Annotated in this window: 22 protein-coding genes and 1 other annotated feature; of the genes, 3 read left to right on the top strand and 19 right to left on the bottom strand. The window is 43.9% G+C overall.

The features are described from left to right. Nucleotides 1-30: 30 nt before the first annotated feature. The 6 genes from MKY10_RS07720 to nadB form a co-directional block, all read right to left on the bottom strand. Complete coding sequence (locus MKY10_RS07720) at nt 31-753, bottom strand: YebC/PmpR family DNA-binding transcriptional regulator (RefSeq protein WP_015251555.1); 723 nt, start codon at nt 751-753, stop codon at nt 31-33. 102 nt (nt 754-855) lie between these two features. Further along, the gene (gene sgpA, locus MKY10_RS07715; RefSeq protein WP_015714450.1) at nt 856-1,452 is read right to left on the bottom strand and encodes a spore germination protein SgpA; all 597 of its coding nucleotides are present in this window, start codon (nt 1,450-1,452) and stop codon (nt 856-858) included. A gap of 147 nt (nt 1,453-1,599) precedes the next feature. Beyond that, nucleotides 1,600-2,763 (bottom strand): spore coat assembly protein SafA, encoded by a 1,164-nt coding sequence (gene safA / locus MKY10_RS07710; RefSeq protein ID WP_015251553.1) that lies wholly within the window; start codon nt 2,761-2,763, stop codon nt 1,600-1,602. Between the two features lie 116 nt (nt 2,764-2,879). Next, nucleotides 2,880-3,986, bottom strand: coding sequence for a quinolinate synthase NadA (gene nadA, locus MKY10_RS07705; protein ID WP_003229691.1), 1,107 nt, complete (start codon nt 3,984-3,986; stop codon nt 2,880-2,882). Beyond that, nucleotides 3,973-4,842, bottom strand: a complete 870-nt coding sequence (gene nadC / locus MKY10_RS07700) for a carboxylating nicotinate-nucleotide diphosphorylase (RefSeq protein ID WP_015714452.1) — start codon at nt 4,840-4,842, stop codon at nt 3,973-3,975. Before nadC ends, nadA begins: the two co-directional genes overlap by 14 nt. Then, nucleotides 4,796-6,391 carry an L-aspartate oxidase gene (nadB, locus tag MKY10_RS07695; RefSeq protein ID WP_003229687.1) on the bottom strand — a complete coding sequence of 532 codons (1,596 nt, stop codon included), beginning with the start codon at nt 6,389-6,391 and terminating at the stop codon, nt 4,796-4,798. Before nadB ends, nadC begins: the two co-directional genes overlap by 47 nt. Before the next feature lie 102 nt (nt 6,392-6,493). Here nadB and nifS point away from each other — a divergent pair, with 102 nt between their 5' ends. Both nifS and MKY10_RS07685 read left to right on the top strand, forming a co-directional pair. Then, nucleotides 6,494-7,681, top strand: a complete 1,188-nt coding sequence (gene nifS / locus MKY10_RS07690; protein WP_046160685.1) for a cysteine desulfurase NifS — start codon at nt 6,494-6,496, stop codon at nt 7,679-7,681. Then, a complete protein-coding gene (locus tag MKY10_RS07685; RefSeq protein ID WP_004398582.1) occupies nt 7,641-8,183 on the top strand; it encodes a transcription repressor NadR in 543 nt (180 codons plus the stop codon). Before nifS ends, MKY10_RS07685 begins: the two co-directional genes overlap by 41 nt. 24 nt (nt 8,184-8,207) lie before the next feature. On the opposite strand, the gene pheA is transcribed toward MKY10_RS07685, so the two are convergent. The 4 genes from pheA to spo0B are packed head-to-tail and all read right to left on the bottom strand — an operon-like array spanning nt 8,208 to nt 11,484. Continuing rightward, nucleotides 8,208-9,065, bottom strand: a complete 858-nt coding sequence (gene pheA, locus MKY10_RS07680; RefSeq protein ID WP_015251550.1) for a prephenate dehydratase — start codon at nt 9,063-9,065, stop codon at nt 8,208-8,210. A gap of 16 nt (nt 9,066-9,081) precedes the next feature. After that, nucleotides 9,082-9,525, bottom strand: a complete 444-nt coding sequence (thrR, locus tag MKY10_RS07675) for a transcriptional regulator ThrR (RefSeq protein WP_003222630.1) — start codon at nt 9,523-9,525, stop codon at nt 9,082-9,084. 60 nt (nt 9,526-9,585) lie between these two features. Then, on the bottom strand, nt 9,586-10,872 hold the full coding sequence (obgE, locus tag MKY10_RS07670; protein ID WP_003229675.1) for a GTPase ObgE: 1,287 nt from the start codon (nt 10,870-10,872) through the stop codon (nt 9,586-9,588). Between the two features lie 33 nt (nt 10,873-10,905). Beyond that, nucleotides 10,906-11,484 (bottom strand): sporulation initiation phosphotransferase Sop0B, encoded by a 579-nt coding sequence (gene spo0B, locus MKY10_RS07665; protein WP_004399131.1) that lies wholly within the window; start codon nt 11,482-11,484, stop codon nt 10,906-10,908. Nucleotides 11,485-11,561: 77 nt separating this feature from the next. Here spo0B and MKY10_RS07660 point away from each other — a divergent pair, with 77 nt between their 5' ends. Further along, complete coding sequence (locus tag MKY10_RS07660) at nt 11,562-11,684, top strand: hypothetical protein (RefSeq protein ID WP_003229671.1); 123 nt, start codon at nt 11,562-11,564, stop codon at nt 11,682-11,684. A 120-nt stretch (nt 11,685-11,804) separates the two neighbouring features. On the opposite strand, the gene rpmA is transcribed toward MKY10_RS07660, so the two are convergent. The 9 genes from rpmA to mreC form a co-directional block, all read right to left on the bottom strand. Continuing rightward, complete coding sequence (gene rpmA / locus MKY10_RS07655) at nt 11,805-12,089, bottom strand: 50S ribosomal protein L27 (RefSeq protein WP_003222623.1); 285 nt, start codon at nt 12,087-12,089, stop codon at nt 11,805-11,807. A 12-nt stretch (nt 12,090-12,101) separates the two neighbouring features. Continuing rightward, a complete protein-coding gene (locus MKY10_RS07650; RefSeq protein ID WP_003229669.1) occupies nt 12,102-12,440 on the bottom strand; it encodes a ribosomal-processing cysteine protease Prp in 339 nt (112 codons plus the stop codon). A gap of 2 nt (nt 12,441-12,442) precedes the next feature. Then, on the bottom strand, nt 12,443-12,751 hold the full coding sequence (gene rplU, locus MKY10_RS07645) for a 50S ribosomal protein L21 (protein WP_003229668.1): 309 nt from the start codon (nt 12,749-12,751) through the stop codon (nt 12,443-12,445). A 13-nt stretch (nt 12,752-12,764) separates the two neighbouring features. Next, nucleotides 12,765-12,840, bottom strand: a sequence feature (ribosomal protein L21 leader region). Between the two features lie 57 nt (nt 12,841-12,897). Further along, complete coding sequence (gene spoIVFB, locus MKY10_RS07640; protein WP_014480452.1) at nt 12,898-13,764, bottom strand: stage IV sporulation intramembrane metalloprotease SpoIVFB; 867 nt, start codon at nt 13,762-13,764, stop codon at nt 12,898-12,900. Continuing rightward, on the bottom strand, nt 13,757-14,551 hold the full coding sequence (gene spoIVFA, locus MKY10_RS07635; RefSeq protein ID WP_048654942.1) for a stage IV sporulation protein SpoIVFA: 795 nt from the start codon (nt 14,549-14,551) through the stop codon (nt 13,757-13,759). The genes spoIVFB and spoIVFA overlap by 8 nt, the downstream gene beginning before the upstream one ends. A 148-nt stretch (nt 14,552-14,699) precedes the next feature. Next, nucleotides 14,700-15,506: a septum site-determining protein MinD gene (gene minD / locus MKY10_RS07630; RefSeq protein ID WP_014664846.1), complete on the bottom strand. Its 807-nt coding sequence runs from the start codon at nt 15,504-15,506 to the stop codon at nt 14,700-14,702. Nucleotide 15,507: 1 nt separating this feature from the next. Next, nucleotides 15,508-16,188 carry a septum site-determining protein MinC gene (gene minC, locus MKY10_RS07625; RefSeq protein WP_339226373.1) on the bottom strand — a complete coding sequence of 227 codons (681 nt, stop codon included), beginning with the start codon at nt 16,186-16,188 and terminating at the stop codon, nt 15,508-15,510. A gap of 52 nt (nt 16,189-16,240) precedes the next feature. Further along, nucleotides 16,241-16,759, bottom strand: coding sequence for a rod shape-determining protein MreD (gene mreD, locus MKY10_RS07620; RefSeq protein ID WP_004398811.1), 519 nt, complete (start codon nt 16,757-16,759; stop codon nt 16,241-16,243). Continuing rightward, complete coding sequence (gene mreC / locus MKY10_RS07615; protein ID WP_003222609.1) at nt 16,756-17,628, bottom strand: rod shape-determining protein MreC; 873 nt, start codon at nt 17,626-17,628, stop codon at nt 16,756-16,758. The genes mreD and mreC overlap by 4 nt, the downstream gene beginning before the upstream one ends. Nucleotides 17,629-17,632 lie beyond the last annotated feature (4 nt).

The raw sequence follows: 17,632 nt of genomic DNA, 5'->3' as shown, positions 1-17,632 counted from the left end.
ACCGGCCCGATATGACATCGTGCCGGTTTTTTATGAGCGATAGTTTGTATACACTTCTTGAACATCATCGTCATCTTCAAGGATGTCTATTAATGTTTCCAGCTTCTCAACAGCCTGATCATCGGCATCTGCATAGGTATTGGGAAGCATGGTCACCTCCGCCGAAGAAATTGGATATTTCGATTCGAGGGCTGTTTTCACCTCTTCAAAATGCTCAGGCTCTGTGAAAACCTCATATAGGTCTTCTTCAATTCGCAACTCTTCTCCTCCTGCTTCAAGCACATCAAGCATGAGCTCATCTTCTTCTATTTGCCGTTCAGTGCGGTCTATCGTAATGAAACCCTTCCGTTCAAATAAAAAGGCTACACATCCGCTTTCTCCCAGACTTCCGCCATTTTTATTAAAGGCTGTCCGCACATTTGACGCCGTTCGGTTTTTATTATCTGTTACGCATTCAACCATGACGGCAATCCCTGAAGGGCCGTAGCCTTCATAGGTGATTTCTTCATAGCTGCTTCCGTCTTGGCCTCCCGCAGCTTTTTTAATGGCCCGATCTATATTTTCATTCGGCATATTGGCGCCTTTTGCTTTTTCGATGACAAGACGCAATGCTGAATTTACTTCTGGATCCGCTCCGCCTTCTTTCGCTGCCACATAGATTTCTTTTGCCAGCTTCATAAATATTTTCCCGCGCTTTGCATCCTGTGCATTTTTTCTTTTTTGAATGTTTTTCCACTTGGAATGGCCTGCCATGTTTTCACCTTCTTTTACATTTTCTATGTACACTTTAATGGGAATTGTTCGCTGATGCAAAGAAAAAGGCTGCCGAATATCACTTCCGGCAGCCCTTCCTTCCTAGCGGTTGTTCATTTTATGAAGTTTTCTGAACAGCCCTTTATCTGTTGATACTTGAACGTCACGGCCATTTGCATAGTTGCGCGCTGCTTTTACGACATTATCTCTGTCAGACTTTGTGAACTCTCTGTGGCTTTTGACTGCGATAACTACTCGGTCATCCGATACCATAACTTGTGTGTCATTGATGTTTTTCACTTGTTTCACACGGTTGGCAATTTTTGCAGCCAGTCTTCTGTTTTCTTGGTTGTCATACCCGTTGTTCGCTGCATTCCGATTCATGTTTCGGTTATTCGTGTTGTTATATGTTCCGTCAGTTGCCAAAGGAACACGATCGTCAGCAGTAACACGGTCACGGTTATTTACATTCGTGGTGTTTCGGTTACCGTCGTTCTGATCCTCCATTAATTCAGAAACAGGACCATCGTGGTCGATTCCGTCTCCCTGTCTATCGGCGTCATTTTCATTTGTATAATATCCGATTGGACGGGTATTGCCGTTATTGCGCGTATCATTCATAGCATTATCGTTTGCTCCGCATGCTGTTAAGCCGGCTGTCATTAGAATCAAGCTAGCGATCGTCATTTTTTTACCCAATGGAAAAACCCCCCGTGGACGAATTGAGCATGTTTGCTCGCTTTTATCATGTGCGTATGGGGGGCATGTTAAGCGTGTCAGTTCTCTCCATTTGGCAGTGATCTGCTTGAAAACAAAAAAAGGAACGATTTACATCGTTCCGAACGATCACTCATTTTCTTCTTCCGGCCGGCCAAACATTTGGTTTACAGAAGGCTGATTCGTCATTGGCATAGAAACTCCTGCCGAATATGGGTTTGGATTTGGGTTAGCTGTGCCATATGGCATATTAGGGCTTCCATAAGCCCCCATTCCCGAATGGCCAGGCGCAGAGAAATATGGCTGATGATCACCGTCACAGCCGCAGTCGTCATGATCTTTGTATGGCATGTAACCATGAGCCGCAGCAGGCTGGTATGCTCCCATTACTTGGGGAGTGCCGTAATAAGGGCCATACGGCATATGTCCATACGGAGATCCATAAGCCGGAGATGCGTATTGCGGCGCACCGTATGAACCGTAATGTCCGTGATGGGTGTTTTCATGATGCTGGTTTTCATAACCCGGGTCATACTGAGGCGATACAAAGCCTGGCTGGTATCCATGCATCGGATGCATTGGAAAAGCCTGTGCCGGATAGTACGGATAGCATAATCCTGATCCTGGAAGAATTGGCGAAACAGGCACCGGACACGGTACGAAATGAGCCGGATAATGATAATAAGGCTGAACAGCCGGCATCGGCATATTCGGAACTGTGTGATGAACGTTTTCCTCTTCTACACCGCCTACCTCTGGCGCCTTTGGCATATTAGGCATATTCGGATAATTAGCATTTTCCATATTACTCATAGCCTCCTGTTGTGGAAATTGGTCTTGCATATGATACATATGATCCATATTTCCGTCATGATGTTTTTTTGGCTCCTCCGGTTTAGGAGGCGACCAAGGCTGGAAAAGCTGTTTCATATCATAATAATCGTTCACATCAGCTTCAGGGTACACATTTTCCTGCAAATTAGGCATCGGCGGGACATACGGCATGGACTTCTTTTCTTTCGGCTTTGTGTCTTCTACATCGACAACGGATTTAGGCTTCTCTTTCGCATATGGATGTTCTTGCTTCACACTCCCGGCTGCAGGACTTTTGCCCGCTTTTGGCTCTTTTCTGACCGGGACTCCTTCTGACGGCACTTTTATTTTCATTCCAGGCATGATTAAGTCTGGATTGCTAAGCTGTGTATTGAGTTTTTTCACTTCCTCAACATCGACTCCGTACTTTTCAGCTATTTTCCAGAGCGAATCGCCTTTTTGAACGATATGGATTTTCAACGTTTTCCCCTCCTATGCAAAACGTGAACAGTTCAGCTGTGATTACAATATGTTTCTTCACAACATATGCCTGAACAAAAGAAGTTATGAGTAAAGGAAGGGAAAATATTTCTGATCTACGTGATCGAAAGCATTCGATTCAGAGCAAGGAGTGCATCTTCCTGAATGGCTTTTGGCACCTTGATGACGCCTGAAGGTTCTCCTTTTTCAATTTGTTCCAGCGACCACAACAAATGCGGCAAATCAATTCGGTTCATTGTCAGGCAAGGGCACATGTCAGGGTTGAGTGATTCGATTTGTTTATCTGGATGCTCGTGAATGATCCGCTGAACAAGATTCATTTCTGTCCCGATTGCCCACTTGCTTCCCGCCGGAGCCTGGTTGATTGTGTCGATAATATATTTCGTTGATCCGTTATCATCGCTTAGTGTCACGACTTCGTGTGAACATTCCGGGTGCACAATGATCTGAATGTCGGGGTCTCGCTCTCTCATATCATGGATATTTTTAGTGGTGAATTTCTCGTGAACAGAGCAATGCCCTTTCCACAAAATCACTTTCACATTCGTATGCCCGGATTCAGCTACTAATTCATCTTTCATCGGATCCCACACAGCCATATCTTCAAGCGCAATGCCCAGATCATAAGCCGTATTTCTCCCTAAATGCTGATCAGGCAAAAATAAAATTCTTTTTTTCTGTGTAAACGCCCATTCAAGCACTTTTTTCGCATTCGAAGAAGTTACAGTTGCTCCGCCATGCTTTCCGACGAATGCCTTGATCTCCGCAGTGGAGTTCACATAAGTTAAAGGTATGATCGTATCTCCAAATATATGCTGAAGCTTCTTCCATGCCCTATTGGTCTGCTGCATGTCAGCCATGTCAGCCATAGAACATCCAGCTCTCATATCTGGCAGGACGACCGTTTGCTGCTCGCTTGTCAGCATATCGGCGGTTTCTGCCATAAAGTGAACGCCGCAAAATACGATATAATCCGCTTCTTTGTTTTTTTCCGCTACTTGGGCCAATTGCAGGGAGTCGCCTGTTTGGTCAGCAAATTGTATCACTTCATCCTTTTGATAATGATGGCCTGGTATAAAGAGCCTGCTGCCGAACTTTTTCTTAATGGCGGCAACGCGCGTTTCCATATCCTTTCTCGATAGTTCTTTATAACTTTCGGGCATCATATCATTCGATTGTTTGATCACATCAAGAATTGACATAACGGCATTCCTCCACAGATTCATTTGATAACGTAACATCCATGCTGATATCTAAACTTTTGACGGAATGAGTCAGAAATCCTAATGAAATATAATTCACACCCGTCCCTTTAAAAGCAGGCAAAGATTCTAACGTAATCCCGCCAGAGGCTTCAGTTTTTATATGAGCCGGTGTGAGTTTTGCAAAATGACGGACCGTATCAGGCGGACAGTTGTCAAACATAATAACATCCGCTCCAGCTGCAATTGCTTCCCGCAGCTGTCCCTCCGTTTCAATTTCCACCTCGATATTTACCATGTGCCCTGCGGCCTGACGGGCTTTTTTGCACGCCTCTAAAATAGAGCCGCATGCTGCGATATGATTATCTTTAATCATGATGCCGTCATACAAACCGAATCGATGATTATACCCGCCGCCGGCTCTGACAGCATATTTCTCCAGCATTCTGAGCCCCGGTGTTGTTTTTCTCGTGTCACAAATTTTAATCTGTTCATCATCCAGACACCGAACAGCCTCTCTTGTCATTGTCGCAATTCCTGACAGCCTCTGAATAAGATTTAATACGACCCGCTCTCCTGAAAGGAGCGCAGCTGCGGGACCGTGTAACTCGGCAATCACTTCACCTTTATGCAACATGTCCCCATCTTTTTTGTGTAAAATGATTTGAACATTTTCGTCCAATAACGAAAAGCCTTCTTTTATGATCGCTGCTCCTGCAAAAATACCCTCTGACTTTGCAACAATCTCCGCTTCACAGCTCTGTTCTCCAAAAATAGACTGCGATGTAAGATCCCCTGTCCCAATATCCTCAAGAAAAAAGTGATTCAGTAATTTTTTCAGCTGTAAATGATTCATTGTTCCAAATCCCCTCGTTTTTTCTGATCTTCGTTCCTTTTTTTGTATGGACAATTTGTCTTCCTTGCCAGCTCACCTCAGCATGAGGAAAATCGGTGCGGAAGTGAGCCCCTCTGCTTTCCTCCCGCAAAAGCGCAGAAAACGTCATCAGCTTTGCAGTTTGCCATAGATGAGAAAGTTCCATCTGCCGAATTGTGATATCCTTCACATTCACTTCCTGAAAAGGCAGCGTATGAAGCCAGATGCTAAGCTCAATCAAACTGCTTTGTTCCCGCAGAATAGACATGTGGCTTGTCATTTTGCTTTGCAGTTCATGCCCCTCTATATCCGGCACCTCGTAGAAGACACTGGTTTCTAGCCCTGATTGATATTGCCTGTTATAAACCGGTTTTTGGATAATATGCTCTGCTGCCCTTTTTCCAAATACCAGCGCTTCCAATAAAGAATTGCTTGCAAGCCGGTTTGCTCCATGTAAACCGGAGCATGCTGTCTCGCCAATCGCATAAAGCCCCGGCACTGTCGTTTCTCCCCAGCGATTAACTGAAACACCTCCCATTAAGAAATGCATTCCCGGAGCAACAGGAATTTTTCCGCTGTGGATATCAATCCCTGCTTTTTCACAAATAGCGGTGATGGTAGGGAAACGCGTTTCAAAATCAGAAATCGCACTGAAGTCTATATAAACGCGATTTCCTTTTGCCATTTCTTCGTGAATAACCCGTGAGACAATATCTCTTGGAGCCAGGTCACCTAAAGGATGCCGTTCAGCCATAATCCTGCGGCCGTTTTCGTCTACTAAACATCCGCCTTCCCCTCTGACAGCTTCTGAAACAAGCCCGTAGGAAACACCATTTTTCACAAGCAGTGTCGGGTGAAACTGAGTAAACTCCAAATCCGTTAATTCCGCCCCGGCCCGGTAAGCCAGAGAAAGACCGTCACCTGTGACAGTGAGATCATTCGTATGGTGAAGAAACAGGTTTCCACAGCCGCCGGCAGCCAGCACAACTTCGTCTGCGTGCCTTACCTTGAGCCGCCCTTTGCTGTCTTTTGTCATGACGCCGATACATCGTCCGTCCTCTATAAGCAAATCTGCTGCCGTTTCATTCTCGATTAACTTGATTTTGCTGTTGATCCGTTTGAGCAAATAATCGATAAGCAGCCTGCCTGTTGCGTCTCCGCCTGCATGAAATATGCGGTTGTATGAGTGGGCCCCTTCTCTTCCAAGACAAACACCGCCTCGCTCATTGCGGTCGAATGGAAATCCACGCTCCAATAGGCTTTGAACCATCATTTTTCCATCATGTAATACGTCTGCTACAATAGCTAGATTATTATGGCCGCACCCTGCGTATAACGTATCCTCCAGATGGGCTTCAATCGAGTCATCTTTTGCATAGGCCGCAGCAATCCCGCCTTGTGCATAGACAGAATTGCTGTTTTTGACGCTTTTTTTTGTGATAACAGTCACTTCGTATGAGGGCGGGAAAGCTGCAGCTAAGGAAAGTGCCGCCGCCCCTGAACCGATGACTGCAATCGTCTTTTTAGACATATGCCATCCTCCTGTTGTTTACACCTGTCTTGACACCTATATTTACACAAGGATAAAATAAACTCAAGAGTTTTTTATGGAGAACGGATGGAGGAAGACCGGATGATTTATTTAGATTATGCAGCGACAACGCCTATTTGTGAGGAAGCCCTTATTGTATATCAGAAGCTTAGTATGGATATGTACGGAAATGCCAGCAGCCTGCATGATGCAGGAGGAAAAGCAAAGCACATACTGGAGTACTGCCGTGAAAAAATCGCCAACATCATTGGCGGAGAAGCAAGCGGCATCTATTTTACAAGCGGCGGCACTGAATCCAATTTTCTAGCTATTCAATCATTGCTAAACGGCCTGCCAAAAACGAAAAAACATTTTATTACGACTGCCATGGAGCATCAGTCCATTCATAATTGCGCTGCTTTTTTGGAACAGCAGGGATATGATGTAACAGTCATTGAACCGAATGAATACGGGCTTATTACCGAGGAAATATTACTAGCCCATATCCGGCCGGAAACAGGCCTTGTATCTATTCAGCATGCAAATTCTGAAACCGGGATCATTCAGCCCATTCACCGCCTGTCTTCATACCTGCACAATAAGGGCATTCTTCTTCATTGCGACGCTGTTCAAACGTTTGGAAAGATCCCGATCAATACAAAAAATCTGGGAGTAGATGCACTCTCAATGTCCAGCCATAAAATCCACGGTCCAAAAGGAGTAGGGGCGGTCTATATCCGTCCGGATGTCCCTTGGAAACCCGTTTATCCTCTGACTACTCACGAATACGGATTCAGAGCCGGCACCGTAAATGTTCCCGGGATCGGTGCCTTCACTGCCGCTGCAGAATTTATCGTAAGCGAAATGGAAAAACAGATATCCCGCAATGAGGCATTAAGAACATACTTTCTAGACCAAATCCGTATTCGGTCTCTCCCTGTAACCCTTGCGGCAGACACTTCGCAAGCAGAATGTCTTCCGCATATTATAGGGTGTTTTTTTCACTCATTTGAAGGACAATATGTTATGTTAGAATGTAATCGGAGTAATATTTGCATTTCAACCGGCAGCGCTTGTTCTGCAGGTTACCACGGTCCGTCTGAAACAATGAAAGCATTAAGAAAAACCGAACAAGAAGCTCTGCAATTTATCCGCATCTCTTTTGGCAGGCATACAACAGCTGAACAGCTGAAACAGTTATTACATACGTTTACAGTGCTTTGGGAACAAAAGAAAGGAGAATTTGATATTGACCGAAGAATTAAAGCTAATGGGCGCCAACAGGCGTGACCAGCTTCTTCTGTGGCTGAAGGAATCTAAATCACCGCTGACAGGAGGAGAACTCGCAAAAAAAGCGAACGTTTCAAGACAGGTTATTGTACAGGATATATCGCTCTTGAAAGCGAAAAATGTACCGATTATCGCCACAAGCCAAGGATATGTATACATGGATGCAGCCGCTCAGCAGCACCAGCAGGCAGAAAGAATCATAGCATGTCTGCACGGTCCTGAACGGACAGAAGAGGAACTGCAGCTCATCGTCGACGAAGGCGTTACAGTAAAAGACGTAAAAATCGAGCATCCCGTATATGGAGATTTAACTGCAGCCATCCAAGTAGGCACCCGGAAGGAAGTTAGCCATTTCATTAAAAAAATCAATTCTACAAATGCTGCCTACTTATCACAGCTGACCGACGGCGTGCACCTGCATACACTGACAGCACCTGATGAACATCGCATCGATCAAGCTTGCCAAGCCCTCGAAGAAGCCGGCATTTTAATTAAAGACTAAAAAAAGCCCTCTAGTGGGCTTTTTTTATAATTGGTAAGACTGGTATGCACCCAGAAGCCTCACTTTGCAGCCGAGCGCTTCAAGCTCCTGCATGGCTCCTGGAATCAATACATCATCAAACGCTTTCTCAATATCAATAATAAAGAAATAATGGCCTAATCCGGTTTTAGTCGGACGTGACTCAATTTTTGACAAGTTTAAATTCCTCCAAGAAAATGCAGACAGCACTCTATGCAGCGCCCCGGACTGATCATCCTGCGGCAGCATGACCATTAAGGTCGTTTTGGGCCTAGAACTCAATTTTGAATTCACTTCAAAAGATATGTTTTCATCAGGAGACAGGATAACAAATCTTGTATGATTGTCCCTATAATCCTGTATATCCTGTTTCACGATTTTTAATTCGTATGTAGAAGCTGCCATATCATTGGCAATGACCCCGATATTCAGCTCGGGATGGTCACTGACAAACTTTGCTGCCGCCCCGGTAGAATTGGCGTATTCATATGGAACGGAAGGAAAATGTCGATGAAGAAATTTATGGCATTGCGCAATCGCATGTGAATGTGAGTAAATTTTGTCGAGCTCTTTCCATGCATTCTCTCTAGAGGGATGGACGAGCAAGTGCTGATGAATGGGCAACGTCATTTCACCCACGATTGGCAAGGGCTGTTCATGTATTAAATAGTCTATTGTTAGATTAACAGATCCTTCTAATGCATTTTCCAAAGGAACAAAAGCAAAATCAACTTCGCCTGCAACGGCTGCATCTATACACTCCGGAATGGTGCGGTAAGCAACATGTTCGGCGCCGTTTTGAAAACAAGAACTGACTGCTAGATGTGTAAATGTAGCTGCTGGACCTAAATAACCGACTTTCATGACGATTTTCTCTCCCTTATGCACCTGAACCTAATATTTCAACCTTTTCTACAAAATCAAACTTCCTGAGCTTATTCATTAATGTATGAATGTCTTCTTCCATTGCCGACGTACTGATAGACAGTGTCACATTTGCTCTGCCTTGAAGCGGAATGGTCTGGTGAATGGAAAGAACGTTGCTTCCAGAATCAGCTACCGCCTGAAGAAGCTGAGATAACGCACCTGACCTATCCTCCAAATGAAAGAAAAGTGTGATAATTTGTTCTTTTACCATGGTGTAGAATGGAAAAACAGCATCCCTGTATTTATAAAACGCACTTCTGCTTAAATCGACCTTTTGAACGGCATCTGCTACTGAATCTGCTTTTTTTCGATCAAGCAGCTTTTTGACTTCTAATGTTTTTCTCATTGCATCGGGCAATACATCTTCACGGACAAGATAAAATGTCTCCTCTTTCATTTGCATCCCCCCTTTAAAATAGAGAGCCTGGCACCAGGCTCTCTTTTCAGCCAACATTCATTAATCAATAAATTCAAATTCAAATTCCAGAAGCCTGATTATATCTCCATCCTTGGCTCCGCGTTCTCTGAGTGCTTCATCAACACCCATTCCGCGCATCTGTCTTGCAAACCGTTTAACCGATTCATCACGTGAGAAATCAGTCATCTTGAATAACCGCTCAAGGCTGTCTCCTGAAAGCACAAATACACCGTCTGGATCGCGTGTAATGTTAAATGGCACTTCTTCATTTTCCATCGTGTACATGACACGGTTTTGTGTAAGCTCTTCCTCGTCATACAGCGGGAATTCCGGTGTGTTCTCAAGCTGATTGGCAACCTCAAACAGAAGCTCACGCAGACCTTCTCTTGTCACCGCACTGATCGGGAATACCGGATAATCATCCGTCAGTTTTTCTTTAAAGGCTTCGAGATTTTCCGCAGCCTCCGGCATGTCCATTTTATTTGCAACGATAATTTGCGGACGCTCAGTGAGACGCAGATTGTACTCGCTCAGCTCCTGGTTAATCGTAAGATAATCCTCATACGGATCGCGGCCTTCTAAGCCTGACATGTCAATGACGTGAACAATAACCCTCGTCCGTTCAATATGGCGCAAAAACTGGTGGCCAAGTCCGACGCCTTGGTGTGCGCCTTCAATCAGCCCCGGCAAATCAGCCATGACAAAGCTGCGTCCGTCATCCGTTTCAACCATGCCGAGATTCGGGACAAGCGTTGTAAAGTGATAGTCCGCAATTTTCGGTTTTGCAGATGAGACAACAGACAGCAAAGTAGATTTTCCCACACTTGGAAACCCGACAAGTCCGACATCTGCAAGCACTTTTAATTCAAGAACAATGTAGCGTTCTTTTCCCGGCTCGCCGTTTTCTGAAAGCTGAGGCGCGGGATTGGCCGGTGTAGCAAAGCGGCTATTCCCTCTTCCTCCTCTTCCGCCTCTTGCAATGACAGCCCGCTGTCCGTGCTCTGTTAAATCAGCGATGACCTGTTTTGTATCATCGTCTGTCACAACGGTGCCCGGCGGAACTTTAATGACCATATCATCAGCATTTCGCCCGTGCTGGTTTTTGGACATGCCATGCTCGCCGCGAATCGCTTTAAAGTGTTTTTTGTATCTAAAATCCATCAGGGTGCGGAGACCTTCATCTACTTCAAAAACGACGTCTCCTCCCTTTCCTCCGTCACCGCCGGCAGGGCCGCCTTTCGGCACATATTTTTCACGGCGAAACGCAACCATACCGTTGCCGCCGTCGCCGCCTTTTACATATACTTTGACCTGATCTACAAACATAATGTCCTCCGTTCTAAACCGTTAAAAACTCCGCTAGTCCAACCCAATCTCAATCAGACATTCGTGACTCGTGATTTCAAAACGCATGATATCAACGTCCTCATATCCATTCTGCCGAATATCATCAAAAGCAGATGGATCGGCAAAGGCGCCGTGAAAATCAAGGTACAGAATCAGCTGTCTGTCAGGATGATCCGTTTGAAGCGAAACCGTTAAATGATTTTCACTCTCTCTGCTGACTGCTTGATCAAACAGATGAAACAGCTTTCTCATCAGTTTCGCCAGCTTTTGATCATAAGCCGACAAATCCTTAATTTCTCCGAGAACTTCATATTCAAGCGTCATATAATGGGTTTTCCAATTAAACGTAAGAAAATCAAACGCCAAATGCGGTGTTTTCAGGTTTGAGAGCTTTGATTCGTGCTTTGCGTCTATAACCATTTCTTCAATCATTTCAAAGACACGGTCATACTTCTGTAAGCTTAAGTTTCCTTTAATCAGCTGCAGCTTATTCATCCAATCATGCCGGGAATGGCCAAGCAGATGAATCAGTTCGTTTGTTAATGCCGTGTCGCTTATATTTTCTTCTTGATTTTTTGAAACATCCTTCATTTTCGCACTCCCAATCATTTAATTTCTTATTTAGGAGTCTGTATAAGTGTGTATTATGAATTATAACAGAGAAGGCTTTGTTAGAAAAACAATTGTTTTTCCCAGAAATATCATGTTCCTTTTTTCTGGCTTTGGTTGATTTGCAGCCAGGCAGAACATTTTATGTATTACTGCTTGGGGAACATATCCAGTGGGTTTGAGATGTTTATTCTCATTCTTGGCGGGGTCTGCTCGCACATACTCTGCATTTCATTCTAGGTGTTTACTCCGCATATTGCAAAAAAAACTCCAGTCATCATCGACCGGAGTTTTTTGAATCATTATTGAGCTACAGGATATACGCTCACTTTTTTGCGGTCACGGCCGAAACGTTCGAATTTAACAGTTCCGTCGATTTTCGCAAATAGAGTGTCATCTCCGCCGCGGCCCACGTTTTCACCTGGGTAAATTTTTGTTCCGCGTTGACGGTAAAGGATAGAACCGCCTGTTACGAATTGACCGTCAGCACGTTTAGCACCTAAACGTTTAGCCTCAGAGTCACGTCCGTTCTTTGTAGAACCTACTCCTTTTTTAGAAGCGAAAAACTGAAGATCTAATCTAAGCATGTAGCTCACCTCCTATATTATGTTTGTGGTCACACGCAAGTTGTCTTTGTAATCCCGTTCGATTGTCTCCAGCGAAACAATCATGCCTTCAATCAGCAGCTGAGCTTTTTGGCGTGCCTCTGGATCAAGAGATTCAGGGAATTCAAAATAAAAATAACCCCCGTCCTCCCCTATATCAAGAAGCGGCTCGAAGCCCGCGAGCACAATGACCGCGTTAACGGCTCCAAACACAACGGCTGTCACTCCGGCACAAACAAGATCTTGTCCATGTTCAGCAAAATTCGCATGGCCCGTCATTTCAAAAGACAATATGCCTTTATCATGAGACCTTCTGATTGTTGCCTGAATCATGCTTACGCGTTGATTTTTTCGATCGTCACTTTAGTGTAAGGCTGACGATGACCTTGTTTTTTATGAACGTTTTTCTTTGGTTTGTATCTGAAAACAGTGATTTTTTTCGCGCGGCCTTGTTTTTCAACTTTAGCCGTTACTGTTGCGCCTTCAACTGTAGGGTTGCCGACTTTCACGTTGTCTCCGCCAACAAACAAAACGTCTTCAAAAGTAACTGTTTCACCTGCTTCAGCAGCAAGTTTTTCGATGTAAACAGTTTGGCCTTCTTCAACTTTGATTTGTTTACCGCCTGTTTTAATGATTGCGTACATTCTCTGCACCTCCTATTAGACTAAGACTCGCCAGATACCAGGGGGCTGTAAAAGCTCTTAACACCTGTACTGAGCGGTTGTAGCAATGGTGCTACATCCATAACATTAAAAAATATACCAAAATACAAGGCGTTTGTCAATCAGTTTTAGTAGGGCAGAAGCAGTTCCTCCATGGAAGAATTCGTCCGCTTATCGGCAAAGTAAGCGTGCAGCACTTCATTCTCGTCAAGCTGGCTGAGCTTTTGGCCTGATTTTTCTATAATAATCGGATGCTTACAGCCACGTTTGAACTCGGCCATCACATGATAGACTTTATCCTCCGCCTTTACTGTCAGCGGCAGAAGTTTCTCAAGCTCCCTGTTTTTTCCGTAATACCTTTCGAGGAGAAATCTCACATGGATATAGTGCCTTTGCCGATATTCCTCAAACAAGGAAACAGCCAGAAAGACAAACAAAACCCATGCGCTGATTTGCAGAGGAATCACGAATAAAACCCAGCACCCGAGCAACAGGCAGAAGCAGAGCGACGTTTTTAGATTAAGCCGGTGAGCCTTTTGAAAAGGCAGCTGTTTGGAAAACAACAAAAATAACAGTTTTCCTCCATCCAGCGGCCAGATCGGCAGTAAATTGACAAATAAGATAGAAAGATTATAAAAGGTGAAGAGTTCAAAGGTATGCTGATGAATCACTGAGACTTCTGCAAGCATCCAGGCGGCAAACTGAAGCCAGATGTGCTGAAGAGGGCCGGCAATAATGACCGCAAACTCTTCCTTTAACGGCCGATTCCCGTGCTCTTCCACTTCGACCGTTCCCCCAAACGGCAGCAAAAAAACACGCTTGATTCTCCAAGAAAAAAACACAGCCAGAGCAGCATGCCCCAGCTCATGAATCAATACAATCAGGAGCAGACAAAATAATGCTTTCATATGGCCTGTGAGCAAGCCCAGCGCCGCGATAATCCAAAGAAAAGGATGCACATGGATCTTTAAGATAAGGTCGAGCCATTTATTCAAATGAAATCACCTGAATCGGATCAATAAATTTATCGCCGTCTTTCATGGCAAAATAATAGACCCCTTTATTATGATCATCAAGCTTAATCGAACCGAGCTTTTTGCCTTTATCCACAAAATCATATAAAGCAACATCCACATCTTTGAGCTCGCCATAGATACTATAGGTGTTGTCAGCATGCTGCACCTTAACCGTCAGTCCCGTTTGGCTGTCTTTGCTGACTTCAACCACATAGCCTTCTTTTACGCTATCAATCTTATCACTGCTTGTTTCGACTTTAATTCCTTCCCCATTGTCCTGAAAATCCTGCTGTACTTTCCCGGATGCAGGCGCGATCAGATCTTTGCCTACTTCAATCTGCTGTTCCTTATTTTTGTGTTCAGGAGCCAGGAAAGCAAGCGGATTTCCGAATTTGGTTTCGAACCAATGGCTTGCTGAAGCAAATTGAAATTCAGTTTCAAAGATTTTGGCTACGGCGGGTTTAATCTGACTGACGGGTCCAATGTTTGTTTTATAGGCTATAGCTGAAACGAGAACAAGGCAGGCCGACAGAAGACATTTCAGGATAATTGAATCTGTTTTCACCAATGGGTGTTTTCCGTTGAATGTTGGCATGTTATCTTCGTAGACCGGAAGTGTTCCATGCTTTTCCTGATCCGTTACCATCACCCAGGACGGGGGTTTCTGCTTTTCAGAAACTGTCTGAGTAGAGAAACGTTTTGAGCCGGAAAGCTGCTTTCTTCTTTTCTCTAATCGTTTTCTGATTTCATCTGCTCTGTGACTCATTGCCATCATCCTTTGCATTCGTTGGGTTTGTACATCATATGTCTTGTCCATGGCAAATATTCGGTTTAGTCAAGAACAAAGCAGGCAAAAACAAAAAAACCTGACACAGCATATGCTTTGTCAGATTCTTCTCTTTGATTCTATCACATTAAGATCTTACTCCGAAAAATGACTTAATCTTAGCCATCATTCCTTTGTTTTGCTCTTCAAGCACCTGTAAAGGAACAGATTCACCTAAGATGCGGCGGGCAATATTGCGATATGCAATAGAAGCGCGGTTTTTCGGGTCCATCGCAATCGGTTCACCATGGTTGGAAGCTTTGATGACTTCATCATCATCAGCCACGATTCCGAGCAAATCGATCGACAGATGCTGTACGATTTCGTCGATATCCATCGTGTCACCGTTTTTCATCAGGTGATTTCTGATTCTGTTTACAACAAGCCGCGGCGATTCAACATTTTCTTCTTGCTCCAGCAGCCCTATAATACGGTCAGCATCACGAACAGCTGAGATTTCAGGCGTAGTGACCACAATCGCTTTATCAGCTCCGGAAACGGCATTTTTGTACCCTTGCTCGATTCCGGCAGGACAGTCTATGATGACATAGTCAAATTCCTGTTTGAGCTCTTGGACCATGTTTTTAATTTGTTCAGGAGCAACAGCTGTCTTATCGCTCGTTTGAGCAGCGGGCATTAAATAGAGCAGATCATCGAAACGTTTGTCTTTTACGAGCGCCTGATGCATTTTGCATCTGCCCTCTACAACGTCTACCAGATCGTAAATAATTCTATTTTCAAGACCCATTACAACATCAAGGTTGCGCAGTCCTATATCAGTATCTACTAAGCATACACGCTTCCCTAAAATGGCTAAGGCGGTACCGAGGTTCGCAGATGTTGTTGTCTTACCTACTCCGCCTTTTCCCGAAGTTATTACGATAGCCTCACCCAATTCACATTCCTCCCTCAAGCCTTGTTAGATCAGGTCTTAAATGAGCCAAATGTTGAAGGCGTTCAATGACCATATTTCCATCTGTATCTAAATAAGCACATTCCATTTCGTTCCCTTTTTGAATGTGGTCTGGGGAGCGATTTAACACATGATTGATTCTTAATTGTGTCGGAAGCATTTCAGAGGCGGCGATGACCGCTTGATTATTTCCATTAAATCCAGCATGCGCGATTCCTTTCAGTGAGCCTAGAACAAAAATGTTCCCTCCGGCCCTGACTGTTCCGCCGGGATTCACGTCACCGATCAGGAGCAAGTCGCCTTTTACCTGCAGCACTTGGCCTGAACGGACAATTTTTGAAACAGAAATAATTTCGGCTTCCTCTCTTATCTGCTGTGCTTCTTTTTTAGTAATGACTTCACTGTCAATAGAATGAACAAACAACTCTTTCTTTGACGCAATTAATTCGGTTAGCTGTTCCTCTTGCTCCTTATATAAAAAGCGATTTCCCAGCTTAACATGAACGCTGATTTTCTGGCCTTTTCCATCGGTATATTGTTCAATTGACAGCATATTCTGAAGACCATCGAGAAGCTCATCAAAAGAACACGCATCATCCAGATGCAATGTTAGTCCATTCTTTGTTCCTTTTATTGTTACATATTGCTGCTTTTTGGTCTTCACAATATTCACCTCAACAACATACTCATTTCGTCAAAAAAAGATAAAATCCTTTTTACTCATCTCTCAATTCTTTCTTTAGACTCATAAAAAACAATCTAAATGGCAGAACAAGAATAAGAGCTGCTGCAATATTTAATAAAATTGTCGGTATAAACCGGTCAAGCACAAATCCGTTAAACGTCATAATGTCTTTATGAATCAAAGACTGAATGCCGAATACGTAAAATTCGAGCAGACAGACAGCCAGAACTGCTATCAATATCACTACAAATGCGTTTGTATGCAACACTTTAAACGCTTTTGAAGCCAAATAGCATAGCCCTGCAAAACCAAACATGTAAACGCCTAATAGACTTGTATAGTTCATGTCATATAGAAAACCAAAAATAAATCCGTAAATCATCGCGTGTTTTTGGTTGATAAAAGCCGACATGAATATCAATACAAGCATCAAAAAACGCGGGGCGAGCACTTGGTCATCTGTAACAAAAGGAAAATGCACCAAATCTGTAAAAATGCTTTCCGCAGAAAAAACAAGCATCATAACGAAAGGGAGAAGGAAACGTTTCACGATCCTTCCTCCTCTGTATCGACAGTCGGCACGTCACGGTTAACAACGATCACATTATTTAAATCTGTAAGGTCAGCCGCAGGTTTTACATAAGCAACCTTCGTTAAACCATAGGAATCTGACTCGATATCAGTCACTTCACCGATTGTCAGCCCTTCTGGGAAAACACCGCCTGTCCCTGATGTTTCAATAAGATCGCCTTTTTTCACGTCTTGTTTATCCTTACGCTCAATAATTGTCATCTTAAGACGTTTTTTCTCTTTGTCATATCCTTCGATCAAGCCGTAGCCTTTGCTGCCTTTTTTTCCGGAAATTTTTGTCGCGACTCTGTTATTGCGGTCAGTATCGCTTAAAAGCTGAACAGTAGACGTAAAATTGTTAAGTCCGGAGCTTTTGATCTTGCCGATTAATGCGCCTTTTTCGTTTGTAACGGCCATATCTTTCGCTACGTTTTGCTGAGTCCCCTTGTTAATGGTGACCTGTTTGGCCCAATTATCAGGGCTTCTGGCGATGACCGTTGCTAAAATCGGCTTGTAATCTTTAATCGATTTGACATGGCCAAGCTCGTCACGCAAGGATTTGTTTTCTTCTTCAAGCTCTTGAAGCTTGGCTTCATATTGTGTCTGTCCGTCAAGTTTTTCTCTTAGACGCTCGTTTTCTTTGTATGTGTTTTTTAAATCATTGATGTTCTCAAATATTCCTGCAAAAAATTCGGCAGGCGTATGAAAAATATTTTGAAATACTCCCGTCGTATCGCCGATCACTTTCTCAGGCCAGGTGGTATTGCGGCCGCCCTTCAGCGAAAATCCAATCATAGCCACCAATATGATAATACACAGAAGTAATAGCATTAACCGCTTATTCGGCATCGTG

This window comes from Bacillus sp. FSL P4-0290, assembly GCF_037975435.1.
Taxonomy (GTDB): domain Bacteria; phylum Bacillota; class Bacilli; order Bacillales; family Bacillaceae; genus Bacillus; species Bacillus subtilis.
This window is presented reverse-complemented; position numbering and strand designations above follow the sequence as displayed.